The sequence below is a fragment of the Pseudoalteromonas sp. SCSIO_11900 genome (genome assembly GCF_000576475.1).
Classification (GTDB): domain Bacteria; phylum Pseudomonadota; class Gammaproteobacteria; order Enterobacterales; family Alteromonadaceae; genus Pseudoalteromonas; species Pseudoalteromonas tetraodonis.
In genome coordinates this window covers 2,399,121-2,420,536 of sequence record NZ_KK070023.1, presented here as the reverse complement: position 1 = coordinate 2,420,536, position 21,416 = coordinate 2,399,121, and the positions used below count along the sequence as shown (strand labels likewise).

The 21,416-nt window shown below is 40.8% G+C and carries 20 protein-coding genes; 7 read left to right on the top strand and 13 right to left on the bottom strand.

From position 1 onward, the window contains the following. Positions 1-57: 57 nt before the first annotated feature. The gene (locus tag BG00_RS11245) at positions 58-1,068 is read left to right on the top strand and encodes a GlxA family transcriptional regulator (protein WP_036982671.1); all 1,011 of its coding nucleotides are present in this window, start codon (positions 58-60) and stop codon (positions 1,066-1,068) included. A 30-nt stretch (positions 1,069-1,098) separates the two neighbouring features. On the opposite strand, the gene BG00_RS18550 is transcribed toward BG00_RS11245, so the two are convergent. After that, positions 1,099-1,311, bottom strand: a complete 213-nt coding sequence (locus tag BG00_RS18550; protein ID WP_367869503.1) for a hypothetical protein — start codon at positions 1,309-1,311, stop codon at positions 1,099-1,101. On the opposite strand from BG00_RS18550, the gene BG00_RS17815 reads away from it, so the two are divergent. Continuing rightward, on the top strand, positions 1,287-1,427 hold the full coding sequence (locus BG00_RS17815; protein ID WP_175416136.1) for a hypothetical protein: 141 nt from the start codon (positions 1,287-1,289) through the stop codon (positions 1,425-1,427). The genes BG00_RS18550 and BG00_RS17815 overlap by 25 nt on opposite strands. A gap of 12 nt (positions 1,428-1,439) precedes the next feature. Here the strand turns inward: BG00_RS17815 and BG00_RS11240 are convergent, their stop codons facing one another. The 3 genes from BG00_RS11240 to BG00_RS11230 are packed head-to-tail and all read right to left on the bottom strand — an operon-like array spanning position 1,440 to position 4,507. Then, a complete protein-coding gene (locus tag BG00_RS11240) occupies positions 1,440-1,952 on the bottom strand; it encodes an MgtC/SapB family protein (RefSeq protein ID WP_013464839.1) in 513 nt (170 codons plus the stop codon). A gap of 15 nt (positions 1,953-1,967) precedes the next feature. Next, entirely contained in the window at positions 1,968-3,113 is a 1,146-nt protein-coding gene (locus tag BG00_RS11235) for a GNAT family N-acetyltransferase/peptidase C39 family protein (RefSeq protein ID WP_036982668.1), read from the bottom strand. Beyond that, positions 3,113-4,507, bottom strand: a complete 1,395-nt coding sequence (locus BG00_RS11230; RefSeq protein WP_036982666.1) for a RimK family protein — start codon at positions 4,505-4,507, stop codon at positions 3,113-3,115. The genes BG00_RS11235 and BG00_RS11230 overlap by 1 nt, the downstream gene beginning before the upstream one ends. Positions 4,508-4,822: 315 nt before the next feature. On the opposite strand from BG00_RS11230, the gene BG00_RS11225 reads away from it, so the two are divergent. Further along, positions 4,823-5,158 (top strand): zinc ribbon domain-containing protein YjdM, encoded by a 336-nt coding sequence (locus BG00_RS11225; RefSeq protein ID WP_036982665.1) that lies wholly within the window; start codon positions 4,823-4,825, stop codon positions 5,156-5,158. Between the two features lie 148 nt (positions 5,159-5,306). On the opposite strand, the gene BG00_RS18125 is transcribed toward BG00_RS11225, so the two are convergent. From BG00_RS18125 to BG00_RS11200, 5 genes are all read right to left on the bottom strand, one after another. Next, positions 5,307-5,648: a hypothetical protein gene (locus BG00_RS18125; RefSeq protein WP_231485830.1), complete on the bottom strand. Its 342-nt coding sequence runs from the start codon at positions 5,646-5,648 to the stop codon at positions 5,307-5,309. A 304-nt stretch (positions 5,649-5,952) separates the two neighbouring features. Further along, positions 5,953-6,429 carry a GreA/GreB family elongation factor gene (locus tag BG00_RS11215; protein WP_036983447.1) on the bottom strand — a complete coding sequence of 159 codons (477 nt, stop codon included), beginning with the start codon at positions 6,427-6,429 and terminating at the stop codon, positions 5,953-5,955. Positions 6,430-6,694: 265 nt separating this feature from the next. Beyond that, complete coding sequence (secF, locus tag BG00_RS11210) at positions 6,695-7,624, bottom strand: protein translocase subunit SecF (RefSeq protein ID WP_036982663.1); 930 nt, start codon at positions 7,622-7,624, stop codon at positions 6,695-6,697. Further along, positions 7,617-9,455 carry a protein translocase subunit SecD gene (gene secD, locus BG00_RS11205; protein WP_036982662.1) on the bottom strand — a complete coding sequence of 613 codons (1,839 nt, stop codon included), beginning with the start codon at positions 9,453-9,455 and terminating at the stop codon, positions 7,617-7,619. Before secD ends, secF begins: the two co-directional genes overlap by 8 nt. Positions 9,456-9,562: 107 nt before the next feature. Then, positions 9,563-10,024 carry a hypothetical protein gene (locus BG00_RS11200; protein WP_036982660.1) on the bottom strand — a complete coding sequence of 154 codons (462 nt, stop codon included), beginning with the start codon at positions 10,022-10,024 and terminating at the stop codon, positions 9,563-9,565. Between the two features lie 112 nt (positions 10,025-10,136). Here BG00_RS11200 and BG00_RS11195 point away from each other — a divergent pair, with 112 nt between their 5' ends. The 4 genes from BG00_RS11195 to BG00_RS11180 all read left to right on the top strand — a co-directional run bounded on the left by BG00_RS11195 (position 10,137) and on the right by BG00_RS11180 (position 16,465). Further along, a complete protein-coding gene (locus BG00_RS11195; protein WP_190276268.1) occupies positions 10,137-11,927 on the top strand; it encodes an ABCB family ABC transporter ATP-binding protein/permease in 1,791 nt (596 codons plus the stop codon). 195 nt (positions 11,928-12,122) lie between these two features. Further along, positions 12,123-14,201, top strand: coding sequence for a M13 family metallopeptidase (locus tag BG00_RS11190; RefSeq protein WP_036982659.1), 2,079 nt, complete (start codon positions 12,123-12,125; stop codon positions 14,199-14,201). Between the two features lie 199 nt (positions 14,202-14,400). After that, positions 14,401-15,114 carry a YebC/PmpR family DNA-binding transcriptional regulator gene (locus BG00_RS11185; protein ID WP_036982657.1) on the top strand — a complete coding sequence of 238 codons (714 nt, stop codon included), beginning with the start codon at positions 14,401-14,403 and terminating at the stop codon, positions 15,112-15,114. Positions 15,115-15,187: 73 nt separating this feature from the next. After that, positions 15,188-16,465 (top strand): protein kinase, encoded by a 1,278-nt coding sequence (locus BG00_RS11180; RefSeq protein ID WP_036982654.1) that lies wholly within the window; start codon positions 15,188-15,190, stop codon positions 16,463-16,465. Positions 16,466-16,511: 46 nt separating this feature from the next. Here the strand turns inward: BG00_RS11180 and BG00_RS11175 are convergent, their stop codons facing one another. The 4 genes from BG00_RS11175 to edd all read right to left on the bottom strand — a co-directional run bounded on the left by BG00_RS11175 (position 16,512) and on the right by edd (position 21,289). Beyond that, the gene (locus BG00_RS11175; RefSeq protein WP_036982652.1) at positions 16,512-17,636 is read right to left on the bottom strand and encodes a sterol desaturase family protein; all 1,125 of its coding nucleotides are present in this window, start codon (positions 17,634-17,636) and stop codon (positions 16,512-16,514) included. A gap of 135 nt (positions 17,637-17,771) precedes the next feature. Then, positions 17,772-18,776: a type I glyceraldehyde-3-phosphate dehydrogenase gene (gap, locus tag BG00_RS11170; RefSeq protein ID WP_036982650.1), complete on the bottom strand. Its 1,005-nt coding sequence runs from the start codon at positions 18,774-18,776 to the stop codon at positions 17,772-17,774. Further along, complete coding sequence (gene eda / locus BG00_RS11165; RefSeq protein WP_036982648.1) at positions 18,773-19,405, bottom strand: bifunctional 4-hydroxy-2-oxoglutarate aldolase/2-dehydro-3-deoxy-phosphogluconate aldolase; 633 nt, start codon at positions 19,403-19,405, stop codon at positions 18,773-18,775. Before eda ends, gap begins: the two co-directional genes overlap by 4 nt. A 33-nt stretch (positions 19,406-19,438) precedes the next feature. Next, the gene (gene edd / locus BG00_RS11160) at positions 19,439-21,289 is read right to left on the bottom strand and encodes a phosphogluconate dehydratase (protein WP_036983445.1); all 1,851 of its coding nucleotides are present in this window, start codon (positions 21,287-21,289) and stop codon (positions 19,439-19,441) included. Between the last annotated feature and the right edge of the window lie 127 nt (positions 21,290-21,416).

The window sequence follows — 21,416 nt, the reverse complement described above, 5'->3', positions numbered from 1 at the left end:
CTTTAATAGCCAAATATTAAGCACAAAAGGCCAAAAACAACTGGTCGGAGCATTTAAATGAGCAATAATCCAACAAATCCACCATTAAATATAGCCATTGCTGTTTACTCGCACCTACTGGTAACTAGTTTAACCCTGCCAATTGAAATGCTCCGAGCAGGTGAAGCGTTCGCCAAGGGGCACACTAGTAAGCAACACTTTAGAGCGCTGAATATTCATTTAATTGCTAAAAATATGGCTCCTATTGCAACCAGAACAGGTTTAGCCATCGTGCCTGATTGCAGCAGTGATAACGCCCCCTATTGCGATTTAATCATTGTTCCGGGTATTTGGCGTAATCCACGCCCGGTTGTTAAAACGAATCAACCAATAGTTAATTGGCTCAATGAGAGTTTTACGATGGGAAGCCATATTATTGGTGTTGGTACCGGCAATTGTTTGCTCGCAGAAGCCGGTTTACTTGATGGTCACCCTGCAACCACTCACTGGCATTATGCCAAGCAATTTTCTCAAGATTATCCAAACGTTAGCTTAAAACCTGATTTTTTTATTACCCAATCAGAGCGCCTGTATACGGTAGCGAGTTTAAATGCCTTAGCTGATGTTATTGTTCATATTATTAGCCAATACTATGGTAAAGAAGCGGCGCAGCATGTTGAGCGAAACTTTTCACATGAAATACGTAAACCCTACGAAGATCAACGCTATTTAGAAGGCGCCGTGAACCGACATGCTGATGAACTTATTGCACAAATACAATTTTGGTTAAAAACTAATTTATCTAGTGAGTTAGATTTACAAGAAGTCGCGGCACAATTTAGCTTAAGCTACCGCACGTTTACACGCAGGTTTCGACTTGCTACAAATCAAAGCCCTATAGAGTACTGGCAGCAGCTACGTGTTGAAGGTGCAAAAGAATTACTGGCCTCATCGAACTTATCAATTCAGGAAGTCGCGTTAGAAGTTGGCTATAACGATCAAGGACACTTGACCCGTGTGTTTAAAAAGGTATTGAGCCAAACCCCGAGCGAATACAGAAAAGTAGTCAGACGAAAGTTATTTGGTTAATTGTTTCTTTGCCCTTGTTTGATATTTTAGTCAGCCCGTTGACAACGCAGAGCTGCTTATAAAGCCATGCTTTTTTCCAAACAATAAGTAAACCAATACAGGAAGAGTACACACCCAATGCGATATGCCAGTCTCTAGATCAATTGCGGTGATAGCGAGCAACACAACCGCAAAGTAAGTATAAATAACAGCATAGCGATGCCATAATTTAGAGCGGCTTGTTCTCGTTTGGTGAAACCGCAGAAGAACTAAACTCGTTAAGAATACTCAATGTAGACAGTGTACAAGGTTATTTTATTGGCCGCCCCGCACCAATTGAAGATGCGCTTAGCTTCCAAAACAAAGTACTACCCGCATAAAAACGCCACTAATTAGTGGCGCTCGGTATCAATACTGTCTTTTCGATAATAGCGTTTATGATAACTTTTCACTTTAGCATGCACGCCTTTACTTAAGCTTTTAAACTTAGCTTCTAGCACATCAACGCCGTATAAAATACCCACCACAAGCACCGAGAGCTTAATAGCAGCCCCTAGATTCTCGGTTGCTATCATCACGCCAATGGAGGCCAGTACCCAAATGGTGGCAGCAGAGGTAACCCCGACTACCGCACCGTCTTTTGCGAGCATTACGCCTGCGCCTAAAAAGCCGATGCCGGTAATTATTTGCCCCACCACGCGAGAATGATCAATCACATCCCCTTGTAAATTAAACGCAGTCGATAAAAACAAGTAAGTACCTAAAGTGATCAGTGCAGAAGTACGGATCCCTACAGGTTTGCCTCGCAATTGCCGTTCTATACCAATAATAGCCCCACAAAAAGCCGCCGTACCAATAGCTGCCCACGAGTATGGGGCTACATCGATAAAATCTAAAAATGTCACTTAAAATCCTATCTATTATTTTTTACCAATAGCAACTGCCGTTCTAAGCCTTTGACTACCAAAAGCAGACATTTTACTAAAATCGCTGCGTGCAATTGGCACATATTGACAGTCAATCGCTAATTGGTTGTCGTTACCTGGTTCGCAAAACGGGTCATGTACGTACACACAGTGCGCATCTAAATGAGTAACACATACCCAATGCGGTGATTTTTTTCCATCAAACCGATAAGTACTTATTAACAGCAACACACTAAAACCTTGGTTTAACCAGGTTTCTATATCAGTTAGTTCAACATCTTTGTAGGTAACAGAAATATTAGCCGAGGCTATGCCTTCAACAAATTGCTGATGTACTGTCGCCAGCACCGTTTTTTTATTATCACTGCGTACCCCATCTAAAAATAATGGCTCTGAGGTATTAACAATGACCTCACTTTTAAATCCCCGTTTATTTGCAGCCAATGCCAAGCCAAACGGATGACAACCACCATGCCCCGAGGTCATAAAAATAGTGGTGCCTTCACGCCATAAGGCAAGTTCATGTGACTGACTCAGCTCTGTGCTGTTATCAAGCGAGCCCATTGCCATTAATAATGCCGCAGGCCCGCAGGTAAACTCGGTAGTTTGCTGATACCATGGCGTTAAACGCTCAACTTGCAACTCGCTGGTTTGACGGATGTTTTTTTGCATGCGCAAGGCATCACTGTGATCATCGTAATAATCACTGTACTGACCAAAAACACGATACCCTACACTTTTATAAAGCCCTATGGCGCTGTCGTTATTTACTGCCACTTCTAAACGCAAATAAATACGCCCACGCTCACTAGTGGCTTTTTCAAGGGCTTTAAGCAGCGTTTTAGCAATTCCTTTGCCCTGCATCGTCGGTAATACGGCTAACGAATACAAACGTGCTAACCGCGTGCCTTTGTGGCACCACACTAAACCGTAACCACATAATTGCGCATTATGCTCGGCGACTAATAAAATCCCATGTTTAGCACTAAGCCAACGCTTTAAACTTCGCGCACTAAGCTTATCGTTACTAAAGCAGGCATTTTCAAGCGCTACTAAGGCTTTTAAATCACTCGCGCTTGCAGGGCGAATACTAATACCCGCTCCTGCCAAAATCGTCATATCAGACAATGCGTTAAGCATTAGCCGCGACCTCGTGCTTCAAGGCGCTGTTTAAACTCATCCATAATGATCATGTATAACTCATCACCTAAGTAACCATCTTCTACTTTGTGATCAATACTTGGGTTATCGTTTACTTCCAACACATACGCACGGCCTTGATGCTCTTTTACATCCACACCGTATAAACCCTTACCCACGGTTTTACATGCTTTTAAAGCAGCATCCAGTACAGCTTTAGGTAATTCAAACGTAGGCAATGTTTCAAAGCCACCCGAGAAAAACCGTTTCGCGTCATGGTTATATATTTGCCAATGGTTACGCGCCATTAAATAACGACACGCATAAATAGCACGGCCATTAAGTACCCCTACACGCCAATCGTATTCTGTGTACATGTACTCTTGCGCCAGAACTAGCGCACTTAAAGCAAATAACTCACTAAGCTTAACTTCTAATTCATCACGATTAGCAACTTTATACACGCCTTTTGAAAACGACCCTTCTGGCATTTTTAATACCAGCGGATAAGTAAACGACGCTTCTAGTTGCTCAATTGTGTCTTTTGATTGATCTGCCACAACCACGGTTTTTAAGCTCGGTACTTTTTGATAATTAAATGCATCATGTAAGTACACTTTATTACAGCATCGTAAAATAGACTCCGCATCATCAATCACCACTAAACCTAAGCTTTGCGCTTTACTTGCAAGGCGGTAGGTTGGGTGATCAATCGCTGTTGTTTGGCGAATAAACAACGCATCAAATTGGGCAATATTGTCTATTTCCTCAAAGCTTAGTGCTTTTGCGTTAATACCATGTTTCGCTGCTGCTTTTATAAAACGGGCTATTGCATCTTTATCACTTGGCGGTACTTTTTCGTTATGATCAACCAATATCGCCATATCCCAACGAAAACGGCGCTCTACTTTACCAATACGCCATTGCGTTTGGGTAAACTCATTTAGCTTTTCAATAAACGCAGCATATTGCTGCTCGCTTAGGGACGCTAATGATCCTTGTTGTAATAGGCCTTGCTCATCAACAAATAAAATAGGCGCTGGGTATTGTTTAAATACCGATTTAGCGGCTTTAGCTTGTTGATCATTTCCCGCGTGACCAAAATAAACAGCACCATCAATATGGCCAATATTTTGTAATGACGCTTGATTGCTTCGAAGCGCGTTAATTGTTTTTACACTCGGTAATACTTGGTGCTTGCGGGCTTCTGCAAGCAATGAACAATAATAACCCTTACTCAAGTATTGGCTTGAGTCGCATAAATTAATAATGCGGGTTTTAGGTTCGTTACGTTTGGGGTAATCTCGTAAATAGGTGTCAAATGTAATGACATTTTCAAATGAAAGAGCAAGCGTTTGCTCATTGTTATCAACCACTATTAAGGTTTTAAACACGACTTTTCCTAGTTAAGTCAAAATATACAAAGCAGCCTTGCTAATCAGTTAGCTCAGCGAATAAAACAGCAAATAGAAACACCTATCGCACTAAGTGCAGCATTTAGCAAATCACTTAATACGATAGGTGCTTTAACGAATATCTACTATAAACGTTAGCGCTTAAATTGCTTAAGCGACAGGTGATTTATATGCCCTTTTTTAGATGCGCACAAACGAGATATTTTTAGCGTAAAGATAAAAATTTTTGATGAACTTTTTTATTGCTAATTTGTGTTTTAAAATAGCCAAAATTTAATACTAAAAGTGATCATCATGTCTCTTCCCGCTTGTCCTAAATGCCAATGTGAATACGTTTACGAAGACCAACAGCTGCTTATTTGTCCAGAATGTGCCTATGAGTGGAACCCAAATGTTATTAATGACGAAGACGCTATTTTAGTGAAAGACGCAAACGGCACTTTACTTGCTGATGGCGACAAAGTAACCGTAGCTAAAGATTTAAAAATTAAAGGTAGCTCACAAGTTATTAAAATTGGCACCAAGGCCTTAGTAAGACGTGTACTTGATAAAAAAGATCATGAGCTTGACTGTAAAGTAGATGGCATAGGTGAAATGATGGTGACGGCTAAATTTGTTAAAAAAGCCTAAACCCATTGAGATTAAAAATTAAATTCAGCCATAACCTGTTTAAACTTGGCGCTTTATTACATTAATAAACTAAAATCTACTTTAACCAATTGATTTTAAGCGACTTTTAAAAAATTGAAAATCTAAACTCAGTTCTCATACTGGTGTGTTAGTTGTCTAGTATTACTACTTCTGCTTTGTGAAAGTGTGTTTTTGCGCTTTGCAAAACATCGGCAGTAAACTTTGAGTTTGGCACTGGTATATCAATAACATTGCCACTTTTACAAAATAAAGTAACGGTATTTGACGCTAACTGTATTTTAATTATCGCCCCTTTAGGAATAAGCTGCATTCTACTTTTATTATTATTGAACCAGTGAGGTTTTTTGCAAAGTAGAACGTTTTCTCCAATATCAGAAAAAACACGCTCAGGCCTAAAAGTTAAGTACTTTATAATTAAAGCCGTGAGTAAAACACCCGTAATTGTGACGGTAAAAATCCCTATCTCCATAATATTCCCTTAAATTTATGTCCTTTATTTAACTGCTTATCCGTTAATGATTATCAGACTCAAGTAAATCTTATAAGTTCACGCTATAAATGCCTTAGTTGTGTTGAGTGAAACCGGCTAACATCGAGCTATAAACACCCCTTAACTAGTTTATTATATTAGCTTATTAGGTAACACAGTTAATGTTTCATCGTAAGCGCGTTGATTAAAATTATTCGAATGCGGGTTCAGTTTCAGGCAATTATTTAATAAAGAGGCCTACGAGATGCTGCGTCTCAGAGTAAAAGACAAATAAATACTACATTCAAAACACTTTAACTACATCGTAACTATGTTTTACATCACCGAGTGTTAAACTAACTTCATCATCGACTTGTTTACCTAATAACTGTTGGCCTAATGGTGCACCAGAGGTAAGTACTTGTATAGTTGTGCCTTTAATATCAACGGTTAATCCACCAGCTGCTGGGCCTAAATAAAACCATTTTTGTGTGCCTGCATCATCAGCTAAACACACCAATGAACTGACTACTATTGTGCCTGTAACGGCGTCGTTGTAGATGGCTTCAAATAGTTGTATTTCTTTATAACACTCATTCACCCGATCAGCGTGACCTTGCGCTAAATACGCGGCTTCAAGCCCGAGCGTATCATATTGAGTTTCTGCAATACTTTCTTCGTGAGTCGCGGTATCGTGAGCTGTTTTAGCTGCAATTTTCGCAGTATTTAGCTGCTCTTCTAAGGCAAAACGCAGGTGCTCTATAACATGGGCTTTATTCATTTGGAAATTCACTAAATACGGTAAAAATAATTTTGCCATTTTATACCAATCTACTTTGATATGGGACCTATTTTAACGATAAGAAAATGACTCTATAACTAGGCAAAATTTTTGACATCTAGTTGTTCTAAATAAAAAAATTTTAACAACGTTATAGGGGAATTTAATTCGTTAAATTATTCAAATATTTATGCAGGTTGGTATTAGCATTGTTGCTACACCTAACACTATCCCTTTGCTGTGTAACAACAATGCTGATTTAAGCCTATGGCATATCCATTAATGCCTGTGTTTGCTGATCCACTTGCTTATCGTAGTTTTTAGCACTTAACCCAAGTAGCTCGGGTAATGTTGCAGCAATACAAATGGACGATAACGTGCCTACGACTATTCCTGCAAACAGAGCAATCGCAAATCCCTGAAGCGGCGCCCCAGCTAACAGCCAAACACTTGCCACCGTTGCGAGCGTAGTCCCGGAGGTAATAAGCGTACGAGTTAAGGTGCTTTTAATTGCACTGTTGATAATACTACTTGGTTTGAGTGTGATGTTTGTTGGTATGCGCAACAGCTCGCGCACCCTATCTCCAACTATTATTGAGTCATTTAATGAATAGCCAATAATCGCCAACAAACTGGCTAAAACAGTTAGGTTAAACTCTATTTGTAACCATGAGAATAAGCCAACAACCAGCACTAAGTCATGAAATAAAGCCACCACAGAGCCTAATGCCAAACGCCATTCAAAACGAACAGCTAAATAAATCATTACCGCAACCATAGCAGCAAATAATGCTAAGCAGCCTTGTTCAAATAGTTCATCACCCACTTGAGAGCCAATATAAGCCGATGATAAAACCTCAGCATTTATAGTTGGGTTTTGGATTATAGCCGTTTTCCAGTCATCGTTATTGCTTGTATTATTGGGGCCTTGTGTTAGTTGAAAATGATTATTGCCCTGTGCTGTTAGCTCAAATTCACCCTGATGATTTTTTGCAATAAATTGCTCAAGCTGTTTTAGTTCAACACCTTGGCTGGTGGTAAACTCTATTAAGTATCCACCCGTAAAATCAAGGCCAAAGTTTAGCCCTTTTTGTGCAATGGTGAATACCGACAGCAACACAAATATGGCGCTGATCAGCATGCCTGTATAACGTATACGAGACCCTGCCTCACATTTTAAAAAAGAATTAAGCATGCGCGTTTACTCCTGCTTTTTTACCCAGCTTTAAATATAAGCTTTGGCTTAAATATTTCGATACATACACACCAGTAAATACCGATGTGATAAGTCCCAGCGCCAGCGTTATAGCAAAGCCTTTTACAGGGCCATAACCTATGCCATATAAAATAATCGCGGTGATCATCGTGGTTATATTGGCATCTAAAATCGTATTCGCAGCTTGTTTATAGCCCTCTTGTATCGCTTGATATGGAGGGCGTCCTTTGCGGCGCTCTTCTTTAATGCGTTCAAATATAATCACGTTAGTATCAACCGCCATTCCTATGGTTAGTACCAAACCTGCAATACCAGGAAGTGTTAAAACCACCCCAGGTAATAATGACATTAACCCCACTAAAGACGTTAAATTTAAAACTAACGCAACATTTGCAATAAGCCCTAAACGACGATACCACAGCGCCATAAAGACAAGCGTTAACCCCATGCCTAACATTAAGGCCGCCAATCCATTGTTAATGTTGTCTTGACCAAGGCTTGGACCAATAGTTTGTTCATGTACTATGGTCACTGGCGCAGTAAGCGACCCCGCACGAAGTAATAGCGCTAAATCGGCAGCCGCTTGCTGGCTTTGCATATTGGTTATACTAAAGCGTGAGCTTAAATGCTGGGCTATATTCGCCACATTAATGACTTCGCTTTTTTTAACCACTTCACCTTGAGCATTTTGTGAATACTCTGAATAGAGCGTTGCCATCGGCTTGCCTATATTCGCCTTAGAAAACGCCGACATAGCATCGCCACCTTGGCTATCTAGGCTCAGTTGTACTAAAGGTTTACCCCAGTCATCACGGCCAATATTGGCATTATTAATATGCTCACCAGTAAAAATAGGCACAGGGTCGAGCTTAATAGTCCCACCCGATTGCAAATTAAATGTTTGCCCGCCAATCTCTTTAAGTTGATAAAATCCAAGTGACGCGGTAGCACCAATAATACGTTTTGCCTCGGCTGGGTCTTGTACGCCGGGTAGCTCAATGCGAATGCGCTGCTTACCTTGGCGCTGTGTAACCGCCTCGGTAATTCCTAACTCTTCAATGCGTGAGCGAAGCGTAGTGAGTGTTTGGCTCATGACTTGATTATCAAATGCGCTGCGCCCTTGCTCAGAATAACTTACTTTAACGACCTGTAAGTTGCCATGAGTTGATGTGGTAATAGTTAGATTTTCAAAGCGGCTTTCAAGGTCGTTAATAACTGAGGTTAGCTTTTCGGCTGCATTTTCTAATGCACTTATTTCAAAGCCTTGGTTAGTTTGCTTTGCTTTAACACCATAGGCTTTTTGTTTAACAATAATGGCTTTCGTTTGCTGGTAAGCACTAAGTAATTGCTCATCAATGGCTTTATCTAAATCAACATCAAGTACAAACAATACTCCGCCGTTTAAATCAAGACCCAGCTTTATGGGCGATAAACCAAACTCTTGTAACCAAATAGGGCTGGTTGCATGTTCTACAATTTTAACTTGTGTGTTTGGGTAATTCGATTTTATAGCCGCTTGAGCTTGGGCACTTTGCGTAGGTGTATTTAAAAGCACATTAATTGTTGCTTGGTTTTCTACCCCTTGGCTGACCTCAAACCCTTGGCTATTTAAAAAGCGTACTATGTTTTCAGTACTTGGTATTGCTTGTGTTTTAACCTCAGGAGCGGCACTGATATGCAACCACGATTTATTCGGGTATAAATTAGGTAAGGCGCTTATTGCTAGTAAAACCAATACAATCAGCATGGCTACATAGCTTAATTTAAATTTAGCCATAAATGGCTTTTTTTGTTTTTTTAGACTTAACATCGTTGTTCCTTATTACTCGGCATAGCCCAGTAACGTACCTATTAGGTACAATTAATCTGCAGGTCAAAACGCAAAGCGTTAAAACCAATTAAATTAAATAAGAAACATTAAGCGTGGTAGGTGGTTACAGCGGTGTATAATAAATTCGCATCTTTCCAGCCGCTCAAGCGCGACTTTTTACTTTTAAATACCCAGGTATACCAAGGCTGACTTATGGTGACAGCTTGCGGTCGCAAAAAAATATGCCTACACCCATATAGGGCAAAAAACTCATGCACTACATCGTATTCAGGATCGCCCTGCGCACTGTGTAAAAATAAAAATGAGTTATTGGCTGTTAACCTAGGTTGATGCGCAGCAAACTCAGAATGCTTTGAGTTTTTATGCTGTAAATTACCTAGCGATTTTAAAGGTGTGGGAGCGTTAGTTAAATTTTCGACATTAACAACATGGCTATAACTGCTTTGGTTACTGTTTAATTCGTGTTTTACGCCCATAGCATGACTTTGCACACTAAAGAGTGCGGCAAAAAACAAGCATGTAGCTAAAAAAACGCGAAATTTAAACATCTGTCATTTAAAACTAAAATAAAGGATAGCTAGTATATAAGGGCAGCTAATTAAAATACAATAGCCAACATTAAGCTATTTCATTTATATAAAAACAATACTGAGATCCTCGATGCGCTCCAGACAAAGTTCAGTAAAACGCTCCGATGCCATGAATTTAAAACAAAGCATTCAAACTCTTTGGCCTTATATCACTAAATTTAAAGGGCGTGTGCTTATTGCCATATTAGCGCTTGTGGGTGCTAAAGGCGCGACACTTCTTATGCCATGGGCTTTAAAAGAAATAATTGATGCGGTTGATAAATCAATTAACCCCCTACTGCTCGTCCCAACCTTATTACTCGTTATGTACGGCGCACTGCGATTTGCCAGCGTGTTTTTAGGTGAAGTACGCGATGCTGTATTTTCTCGAGTCACCGAGCATGCCATGCGTGATATTGGCCTTAAAGTATTTAAACATTTGCATTCGTTAGATTTAGCCTTTCATTTAGACAGGCAAACTGGCGGTATAAGTCGAGACATAGAGCGCGGCACCAGTGGCTTAAGCTTTTTGATGCGCTTTTTAATGTTTAATATTGTGCCCACGTTGTTTGAAATAATTACCGTGGCGATTATTTTTGGCACCTTGTTTTCTATTTGGTTTGCGTTGATCACCCTTCTTGCTGTGGCTATTTATATCTTTTTTACCGTGACAGTTACCCAATGGCGAAACCGCTTTATTCGCGAGTCAAACGCTGCCGACAACCAAAGTAACACCCGCGCCATCGACAGCTTATTAAATTACGAAACCGTTAAATACTTTAATAACGAAGAGTATGAAGCTAAAACTTACGATACGTTTTTAGCAACCTGGGAACAAGCACGATTAAAAAACAGACTCTCGTTACTGGCGCTAAATTCAGGGCAAGCGCTCATCATTGCCTGCGCAATAACCGCATTAATGTGGCTTGGCGCAAGCGAGGTCGTCACGGGCGAGTTAACGATTGGTGAACTGGTGATGATCAATGCGTATATGATTCAACTCTTTTTACCGCTTAACTTTTTGGGATTTGTGTACCGTGAAATACGCCGAGCCCTTACCGACCTTGAAAACATGCTTGGATTACTAAATACCTCACCCAAAGTAGCAGATAGCGAAACCGCGCAACCATTAGCACTCAAAAATGGGGCAATTAGCTTTGAAAATGTCAGCTTTAGCTACGATAGTAAACGCCCTATTCTTAAGAATGTCAGTTTTTATGTAAACCCTGGTGCAAAGGTAGCGATTGTAGGTGCTAGTGGCGCAGGTAAAAGCTCGTTAGCCCGCTTGTTATATCGTTTTTATGAACTTTCATCAGGCGCTATAAAAATTGATAATCAAGCCATAAACACAGTCACCTTGGCAAGTTTGCGTAAAGCTATTGCCATAGTGCCGCAAGATACTGTGTTATTTAATACCAGCATACGCGAAAATATTCACTATGGCAGACCTAGCGCCAGTGAAGATGAAGTAAACAAAGCAATTAACATGGCGCACTTAACCGACTTTATAAATAGCCTAGACAAAGGCGACAAAACCCTCGTGGGTGAGCGTGGGTTAAAAGTCTCAGGGGGTGAAAAACAAAGGATTGCCATTGCCCGTGCTATTTTAAAGCAATCACCCATCTTAATCTTTGATGAAGCAACCTCTGCGCTCGACTCTCATGCAGAGCAAGCTATTTTAAAAGCAATGCGTGAAGTGGCAAATGATCACACCAGTATTGTTATTGCACACCGACTTTCGACCATAACCGATGCAGACTCAATTATTGTTTTAAAAGCTGGTGAAATTATTGAACAAGGCAAACACCAAGAACTACTAGATCAAAACGGTGAATATGCCCGTATGTGGGCATTACAGCAAAAGCAGTCAAAGGCGCAATAAACTAAGCCGCTCAAGAAGGATTGAAGTAGTTGAGTGTTTTTTTGCTATTTTGATAGTATTTTATTCATCTTATCGACCGGTACGGTTATTCACCTCAAAAGGTTTATTTGCAGTGAAGTTATCAATACAATCAAATGACTATTTTTATAACAAAAATATAACGAATTAAATAACGTGAATTCATAGGGGAAAGTAATGAAAAAGAGTTTAATTGCAGCGGCGCTCGCTGCCACATTTATTACAGGCTGTTCAGAGCCACAAACTACAAAAACTGAACAAGTCGCAGCCGTTGCAGAAAAACCACAAGCAACTGAGAAAGCTGAATTAGGCACGTTTGGGGTTGATTTAACTGCCCGCAATGAAGCTGTAAAACCAGGCGATGACTTTTTTATGTATGCCAGCGGTTCATGGTACGACAACTATGAAATGCCAGCAGATAAAACACGCTATGGTGCGTTTTCTGCGTTAGCTGAACGCAGTGAAGAACGCGTAAAAGAAATCATTGAAGACATTGCAGCACGTGAAAATTTAAATGCAGAAGAGCAACTAGTTGCTGATTTTTATAATTCGTACATGGATACCGACACGCTTAATAAGCTCGGTGTGACTCCCATTAAACCATTGCTTAACGATATTAACGCTGTCGACTCAACTGATGACTTAGCAAAAATATTTGGTAATTCATGGCTCACAGGTGTTAGCGCCCCAATTGGTGGTGGTATGTGGTTTAACCGTTTAGATCCCAATAAATACGAAATGTCATTAGGTGCAGGTGGCTTAGGCTTACCCGATCGCTCTTACTACCTTGAAGATGCAGAACGTTTTATAAAAACCCGTGAAGCGTATGTTGCACATATTGCCGATATGCTTAAATTTGCTGGTGTTGAAAATACCACTGAACGTGCACAAGCAATTTTAGCGTTAGAAACAAAAATTGCAGAAGGTCATTGGCCACGTGAAAAACGCCGTAATCGTGACATAACGTTAAATCAAATAAAACGTGACGAGTTAAGTACCCAGTACCCTGGATTTAATTGGGATTTATACTTTGCGCAAACAGGTTACAAAGTACCGCAGCTAAACGTGTCGCAGCCTGAACCTGTAAAGGCCATGATTGATTTAATCAACAACGAAGATATAAGCGTATGGAAAGACTACCTAACATACCATGCAATTAATGGCAACGCTGGGCTGTTGTCAGAAGACATATTTAACACAAGCTTTGCTTTCTTTGGTAAAGAGTTAAATGGTCAACAAGAGCCTCGTCCACGCTGGAAACGTGCTATCAGCCAAATGTCTGGCACTAGTTCACTAGGCTTTGCGATTGGTAAAATTTATGTAGATCGTTATTTCCCTGAGTCATCGAAGCAGCAAATGTCTGAGCTGGTTGAAAACTTACGCACAGCCCTTGGCGAGCGTATTGATAACCTAGATTGGATGGGCGCAGAAACAAAAGTAAATGCGCGTGCAAAATTAGCGGCATTTGTGCCAAAAATAGGTTACCCAGACGAATGGCAATCTTATGAAGGCTTAAGCATTAGCAAAAATGATTTAATGGCTAATGTAAAAAATATGCGTGAGTTTTTCCAAGCCGATAGCGTAGAAAAAGAGCTTAAGAAAACCGACCGCAATCGTTGGGGCATGACACCACAACGTGTTAACGCTTACTACAATAGTTCGTTTAACGAAATTGTATTCCCTGCCGCTATATTACAACCACCGTTTTTCGATCCAAATGCAGATCCTGCGGTAAACTACGGTGGTATTGGTGCTGTGATTGGCCACGAAATGGGTCATGGTTTTGATGATCAAGGCTCAAAATCAGATGCTAACGGCATACAACGTAATTGGTGGACTGATGAAGATCGTGCTGCTTTTGATGCTAAAGCCGACAAACTGGCGGCTCAGTACAGCAAATACGAACCAATTCCAGGTAACTTTGTAAATGGCCGTAATAGCTTAGGTGAAAATATTGGTGATGTAGGTGGTTTAGCCATGGCTTATCATGCCTATAAACTAAGCCTAAATGGTAAAGAAGCCCCTGTGATTGATGGTGTAACCGGCGATCAGCGTTTCTTCTTAGCGTGGGCACAAGTATGGAAAGAAAAACGTACTGAGCAAAGCATGTTAAACCAATTACGTGGCGGTACGCATGCGCCAGGTCGCTTTAGAGCACAAGCGCCTCGTAACCACGACGCTTGGTATAAAGCATTTGATGTAAAACCAGGTGATGAGTTGTACTTACCAGAAGACGAACGTGTTCGTATTTGGTAATCCCCTGACAACTGTTCATCGATTGTAAGGTATTAAACAACCCGCTTCGGCGGGTTGTTTTATTTTCCATTCATATTAACTGTTCCCCCCGTTACTTAGTAATCAATCTCAATACTTACTAGCCCTGCCCCGCATTTACCTTTAGAATATGGGCTTGCAAATTTTTTCAATTATTTATACATATTAAGGCGAAACGCAGATGGGAAGAGCTTACCAAAACAAAAAAGATTCAATGGCTAAAACTGCGGGTGCTAAAACTAAAGTTTATTCAAAATACGGTAAAGAAATTTATATTTGTGCTAAAAACGGCGGTATTGACCCAGACGGTAACCTAGCACTGCGTCGTTTAATTGAACGCGCTAAAAAAGACCAAGTACCGGCTCACGTAATTGAACGCGCCATTGATAAAGCTAAAGGCGGCGGCGGTGAAGACTATGCAGCTACGCGCTACGAAGGTTACGGCCCAGGTAATTGCATGATTATTGTTGACTGTTTAACCGACAACAACAAACGTACCTTTGCTGATGTACGTGTGTGTTTTACTAAAGCAAATGCTAAAATTGGCGCACAAAACTCGGTATCACACTTATTTGATCACCTTGCTATTTTTGTATTTGACGGTGACAACGATGAAACCGTTCTTGAAGCGCTAATGATGGCTGACGTTGATGTAACCGATGTAGAAGTAGAAAACGGTAAAGTGACCGTATTTGCACCGCACACTGAATACAACAATACGCGTACCGCACTTGAAGAAATGGGTGTGACAGAATTTGACGAAGACTTAATTGCCTTTGTACCCCAAGTAGAAGCCCCTATTGAAGGCGAAGATGTAGAAGTGATGGAACGCTTTTTAGCCATGCTTGAAGATTGTGACGACGTACAAAATGTTTACCACAACGCACAATTTTAAACATTAAAGCTTAATCGTATTTAAAGGCCAACTTAGTTGGCCTTTTTATTGATTTTAAAATGGATTATTAATTTTGAATACCCTTTCACAACTTCGCAGCGGCCAATTACTTGGTGCAAAACACCTACAATTAGTTGAAGCGCTAAGCCACTTTCCAGAGGAAATTTTTACCCTCGCGGATACCCTTGAAGTCTTGGATTTATCTAATAATAATTTATCTGATTTACCTGATGAATTTGCTTGCTTAACAAAATTAAAACGACTGTTTTTATCGTTTAATCAGTTTAACCATATACCTAAAATACTCGCTAAGTGCCCTGCTTTGATCATGGTTGCATTTAAAGGTAATCACATCACTGAATTTGCAGATCACTGCCTACCTAAAGCGATTGAATGGCTTATTCTTACAGATAATAAAATAGCTAAGCTGCCTGCAACATTTGGCCAATACACTGCGCTTAAAAAGCTGGCATTGGCAGGTAATCAGCTCAGTGAGCTACCAATAAGCATGGCAAACTGCCATAACCTAGAACTAATTAGGCTCTCTGCAAATCAGTTAACTCAAATTGATGATTGGCTATTTGAACTACCAAAGCTGACTTGGCTTGCATTTGCAGGTAATTGCTTTAATAAATCACAGTGCCTTACCCAATCAAATTTAACCAATAAACCACTGGCAGATTACTCACTCAGTAAAGTAATAGGCCAAGGCGCATCAGGAATTATCCATCTTGCTTATTCAACAAATAAAGAGCCGGTTGCTGTTAAGTTATTTAAAGGGACTATTACAAGCGATGGTTATCCGCTGGATGAAGTTAATTGCTGCTTGCAAGCGCTTGAGCATCCAAACTTAATTAAAGTACTGGCTTACATTGAACAACAGCAACAGCTTGGTTTAGTGATGGAGTTAATTGATTCAAGCTTTACAAATCTTGGCTTACCGCCGAGCCTTGAAACCTGTACTCGAGATACATTTGAAAGCGATTGCCACTACTCTACCCAAGTAATTTATGCCATAGCGCAGCAAATGGTTAGCACTGTGGCCCACTTGCACCAGCACAATATAAGCCATGGTGATATATATGCGCACAATACCATGGTTGACCCGCACGCGCGTGTGCTGTTTGGAGATTTTGGCGCGGCAACTGATCTTACTATGCTCAGTGACTATCAACGTCAACAAATGCAGTTAATAGAAGTGCGTGCTTTAGGGTGTTTAATCGAGGATTTACTCACAACCTGCCAAGAGCAAAGCGCTGAAGTCATGCACTTAAAACATATTGCGCAGCAATGCATGAGCGAAAATATCACACAGCGGCCAACACTTAGCGCATTAGCTGACTTTTTATAGTGGTTATGCGGCCATTAATATTATGGCCGCAAGCTAAAATTGAACATTATTTTTGTTTTTTAAACGGGTAAATTTGTTGCTTTAGCATACCTACAGGCATGTAATCACCCACAACCCCATATTCTTTAGGCCACTCTGCTTGCCCTTTTACTGCAGTCCCAAACAAGTAATCTAAAAACGAAAAATGAGCTGCATAATTTCTATCAATTGCGGCTTTGTCGGATGCGTGATGCCAATGATGAAACTGCGGTGTAACCATAAAATACTTTAACCACCCAAATTTTACATTTACGTTGGCGTGATTAAATACCGCTTGAAAGCCTACAATAATCACGTACAAACTAATAATTTGCTGTGAAAAACCCAGCACAAATATAGGCGTTAACACTAAACTACGGGTAACCAGTATTTCTAAAATATGCTGACGAGAGCCTGCGAGCCAATCCATTTCTTTGGCACTGTGGTGCACACCATGAAATCGCCATAAAAAGGGGACTTCGTGATACGCACGATGTGTCCAATACTGCATTAGATCAGCCACCAAAATAATTAAAAATAGCTGCAGTATAAACGGCATTTGCGCTATGTAACCTTGTAATGTGCTCGACACCGCCCAACCAAAACCATAATGCACAAAATGATTCGTAACCAGTAATACAAAACCCACTATTAAGTGATTAACAAAAAAATGGTTTAAATCCCCGCGCCATTCACTACGCAGTATTTTTTGCTCCTTTCGATGCGGAAGCAGTTTTTCAATTAAAATAAAAATTAAGGTTGAGCCTAATAAGTCTAATATAAACCAGTCTAAGCCAATATAAGGGGTGTTATCTGCAAAGTCATTCACTTCAACATTCGGACCGCCAAAGCCAATTGCCAGTACGATAAAAAACCACGCAGTCGCACCCAAACGCTTATTGGTATTTCGTACAAAATTTAGTAAGCCTAGACTTCCTGAAATAATAAGGGCAACAAACATAAGCTGACGTAAAAACTCGACGCTATAGCTTTTGCGTAATTCGGGAGTCGTTAAATATTCAGGAAAGTGGAATGCAAGCACTCCTAAGCAACTTAATATTGCCAAAAAGCAAGCAATATAACCGCTGATATTACCCTCACCAATTTGCAGGTGACTGGTGCGAAATATTTTTTTAGTGACGTGTTTTAGCATTATTTCCCTTAATATAATATGCTGTCCCTATTCTAGTGCGTATATTCTAGCAAACTTTGGGCTAACTAAAACACAAAAAAAGCCACGCAGTGCGTGGCTTGGCTGGATAAAGTAAAATTTAACTACACGGAAAAATTATAAATAAGCACCCAGCGCTTTAACTTGATCTAACATGCGGTTTGAGAAACCCCATTCGTTGTCGTACCACGCCATTACTTTAACCAATTTACCATCAGCACGTGTTTGCGTTGCATCAAAAATAGATGAGGCTGGGTTATGGTTAAAGTCGATAGAAACAAGCGGCAGCTCGTTGTACTCTAAAATACCTTTCATTGGCCCTTCTGAGGCTGCTTTAACTACTTGGTTAATTTCTTCAATACTTGTGTTACGCTTAGCAATAAATGTTAAATCAACTAATGACACATTAATTGTAGGTACACGTACCGCCATACCATCTAGTTTACCGGCAAGTTCAGGCAGAACTAATCCAACCGCTTTTGCAGCACCCGTTTTAGTTGGGATCATAGATTGAGTCGCACTGCGCGCGCGGTATAAATCTGGGTGGTATACGTCAGATAAATTTTGATCGTTGGTATAAGCGTGAATAGTAGTCATGCTACCTTGTTCAATCCCTACCGTATCGTTTATTGCTTTGGCTACTGGCGCTAAACAGTTAGTTGTACACGACGCGTTTGAGATGATGTTGCTATCGGCATTAATTACATCGCTATTTACACCATGAACTACCGTTGCATCCATATCTGTACCAGGTGCCGATACCACTACTTTTTTAGCACCGGCTTCAATATGCTTATTAGCTGCTTCGCGTGACGTGAATAACCCCGTACATTCAAGTACGATATCAACGTTTAACGCTTTCCACGGTAAATTAGCAGGGTCACGTTCTTGCGTTAGCGTGATCACATCATCGCCAATTAGCATAGTGTTATCTTTAAGTGTTACTTGCTGTGAAAAACGACCATGTACTGAGTCAAACTGAGTCAGATGAGCATTTACATTGGCTGGGGCTAAATCGTTAATAGCCACAATTTTAATTTCATTATTTTGCGCTGATTCATACAGTGCACGCAATACATTACGACCAATTCGGCCGTAGCCATTAATTGCTACATTAATCATTTTTGACTCCTATTAACTTCACATGCTTGGCGAGCAAGCGTTTCAATAGCTTGCCAGTCTTTATTTTCAATAAGTTGCTTATCTAACATCCAGGTACCACCTACACAAATAACATTGTTAAGTGCTAAGTAATCAGGAGCGGTTGCTAAACTAATGCCACCGGTTGGACAAAAAGTAATATCAGGTAATGGGCCGCCAATAGATTTAAGCATAGCAGCACCGCCTGCAGCTTCTGCAGGAAAAAACTTTAAGAACTTAAAACCATGAGCAGCTAAGTTCATCACTTCGCTTGGGGTCGCTGCACCGGGTAAAAATGGAATAGAAGACTCTTTTGCCAGCGCTAATAACTCATCGCTAACACCAGGGCTTACCATAAAGTCAGCACCCGCCTCTACTGATGCGTTAAAGCTTGCTTTATCCACCACAGTACCTGTACCAACATAAGCTTCGGGCACTTCCGCTTTCATTAGTTTTACAGCCTCAGCTGCAATGGGTGTACGCAGTGTAATTTCAAGTGCTTTTAGGCCACCGTTATATAACGCTCTTGCAAGTGGTGCGGCATCTTCTAATTTTTCGATTACCACCACTGGCACTACCGGTGCCGATGCTAAGATTTTTTCAATACTCATTACTTGTTCCTCATTACCCAATATGGCTAATTATTATTCAAGTCCAAAAGCACTTGCACCTAAATCGGCACTGCTTACGATATTTCTAAATCCAGTAAATAATTCACGACCTGTACCAAACGTTTGGCTTGCTTGGCTAATTTGCGGCTCTCGTTTAGCAAGCTCTTCATCACTTACATGCACTTCTAAAATACCATTAGGCGCATCTAAAGTAACAATATCGCCTTCATGGATTTTAGCTATAATGCCACCTTCTACCGCTTCAGGAGCTAAGTGGATTGCCGCTGGTACTTTGCCTGATGCGCCCGACATACGTCCGTCGGTAACAATAGCCACTTTATAGCCCTGATCTTGTAATGTTGCCATTACCGGTGTGAGCTTATGAAGCTCAGGCATGCCTTTGGCTTTTGGCCCTTGCTCTTTAAGAACAGCAATAAAATCTTGGTTTAGTTCGCCACGGCTGTAGGCATCTTGTAACTCACCTTGTGAGCTAAATACTTTAGCCGGTGCCGACACCACTTGATGAGACTCTGCAACCGCAGAAACTTTAATAACCGCTTTACCTAAGTTACCCGTTAGTAGCTGTAAACCACCTTGCTTACTAAATGGGTTACTTACTGGGCGAAGTACTTCTTCATCATGTGAGTTTTCTGGACACGCTACCCACTTAACTTTGCTTGGGCCGTTCGCATCACTCATAATTAGGTTGTCGTCTTTATCGAGTAGTGGCTCACACATGTAAGGTGCAAGGCCTTCGCCTAAAATAGTGGTTACGTCTGTATGAAGGTAACCAGCACCTGCTAATTCACGCATTAAGAAGCCCATTCCGCCGGCTGCTTGAAAGTGATTAACATCTGCTGAGCCATTTGGGTAAATACGCGTCAGTAGTGGAACAACCGCTGATAAATCAGACATGTCTTTCCATGTAACTTGAATACCGGCCGCTTTAGCAATCGCCACAATATGGATTGCATGATTGGTTGAGCCACCTGTTGATAACAACCCAACTAAGCCGTTAATTATAGTTTTTTCGCTGATCACATCCGCTAAACACGGGCCATCTTTGTTTTCTGTAAGCTGCTTAAGCATAGTTTCAACCGCATTACCGGTTAAGCCATCACGCAGTTCTGTGTATGGGTTTATAAACGAGCTACCTGGAAGGTGTAAGCCCATAATTTCCATTAGCATTTGGTTTGAATTTGCAGTGCCATAAAATGTACAGGTACCGGCGCTATGGTAAGAAGCACTTTCAGCTTCTAGTAGCTCTTCACGAGATACCAGTCCTTGCGCAAACTTCTGACGAACACGTGCTTTGTCTTTGTTTGGAATTCCTGACTGCATTGGCCCTGCCGGTAAAAAGTACACAGGTAGGTGGCCAAATGATAAAGCACCAATTAATAGACCTGGGACGATTTTGTCACATACGCCTAAACAAAACACACCATCAAACACGTCATGCGATAACGAAACCGCAGTAGACATAGCAATAACGTCACGAGAAAAAAGCGATAGCTCCATGCCGTCACGCCCTTGGGTCACACCATCACACATCGCAGGTACGCCGCCAGCAACTTGCGCGGTGGCGTCAAATTTAGTGGCAATGCTTTTAATTAAATCGGGGTATTCTTTGTAAGGCACATGCGCAGATAACATGTCGTTATATGAATTGATAATTGCAAGGTTTGGCACCTCGTCTGCTTTTAAACGCGCTTTGTCATCGCTGCTACACGCAGCCATTACATGAGCAATATTGCCACAGCCTAATCCAGCACGAACTCTTGTTTGTTTTTTTGCGTGCGAAATACGCTCTAAATAGGCTTTACGGGTTTGTTTACTGCGCTCAATAACGCGTACTGTGACTTCTTGAATTCGAGGGTGCAACATAATTTTACTCATCTCTATTCGTTAGAGGATAAAGGCTCAGTAACAACTATAGACTCCACGAAAATAACTGTACTGAGCATCTTTGACTTACCCGTTCAAAGGTACGCTACCAGGGAGCCTCTCACAA

Bases quoted from the DNA above. Each gene is read 5' to 3' on its own strand.
- secD (WP_036982662.1), bottom strand. From the start codon at position 9,455: ATGTTAAGTCTAAAAAAACAAAAAAAGCCATTTATGGCTAAATTTAAA.
- BG00_RS11235 (WP_036982668.1), bottom strand. From the start codon at position 3,113: ATGCTTAACGCATTGTCTGATATGACGATTTTGGCAGGAGCGGGTATT.
- BG00_RS11225 (WP_036982665.1), top strand. From the start codon at position 4,823: ATGTCTCTTCCCGCTTGTCCTAAATGCCAATGTGAATACGTTTACGAA.
- BG00_RS11195 (WP_190276268.1), top strand. From the start codon at position 10,137: ATGCGCTCCAGACAAAGTTCAGTAAAACGCTCCGATGCCATGAATTTA.
- gap (WP_036982650.1), bottom strand. From the start codon at position 18,776: ATGATTAATGTAGCAATTAATGGCTACGGCCGAATTGGTCGTAATGTA.
- BG00_RS11175 (WP_036982652.1), bottom strand. From the start codon at position 17,636: ATGCTAAAACACGTCACTAAAAAAATATTTCGCACCAGTCACCTGCAA.
- edd (WP_036983445.1), bottom strand. From the start codon at position 21,289: ATGTTGCACCCTCGAATTCAAGAAGTCACAGTACGCGTTATTGAGCGC.
- secF (WP_036982663.1), bottom strand. From the start codon at position 7,624: ATGCTTAATTCTTTTTTAAAATGTGAGGCAGGGTCTCGTATACGTTAT.
- BG00_RS11185 (WP_036982657.1), top strand. From the start codon at position 14,401: ATGGGAAGAGCTTACCAAAACAAAAAAGATTCAATGGCTAAAACTGCG.
- BG00_RS18125 (WP_231485830.1), bottom strand. From the start codon at position 5,648: ATGGAGATAGGGATTTTTACCGTCACAATTACGGGTGTTTTACTCACG.
- BG00_RS11190 (WP_036982659.1), top strand. From the start codon at position 12,123: ATGAAAAAGAGTTTAATTGCAGCGGCGCTCGCTGCCACATTTATTACA.
- eda (WP_036982648.1), bottom strand. From the start codon at position 19,405: ATGAGTATTGAAAAAATCTTAGCATCGGCACCGGTAGTGCCAGTGGTG.
- BG00_RS11200 (WP_036982660.1), bottom strand. From the start codon at position 10,024: ATGTTTAAATTTCGCGTTTTTTTAGCTACATGCTTGTTTTTTGCCGCA.
- BG00_RS11215 (WP_036983447.1), bottom strand. From the start codon at position 6,429: ATGAATAAAGCCCATGTTATAGAGCACCTGCGTTTTGCCTTAGAAGAG.
- BG00_RS11245 (WP_036982671.1), top strand. From the start codon at position 58: ATGAGCAATAATCCAACAAATCCACCATTAAATATAGCCATTGCTGTT.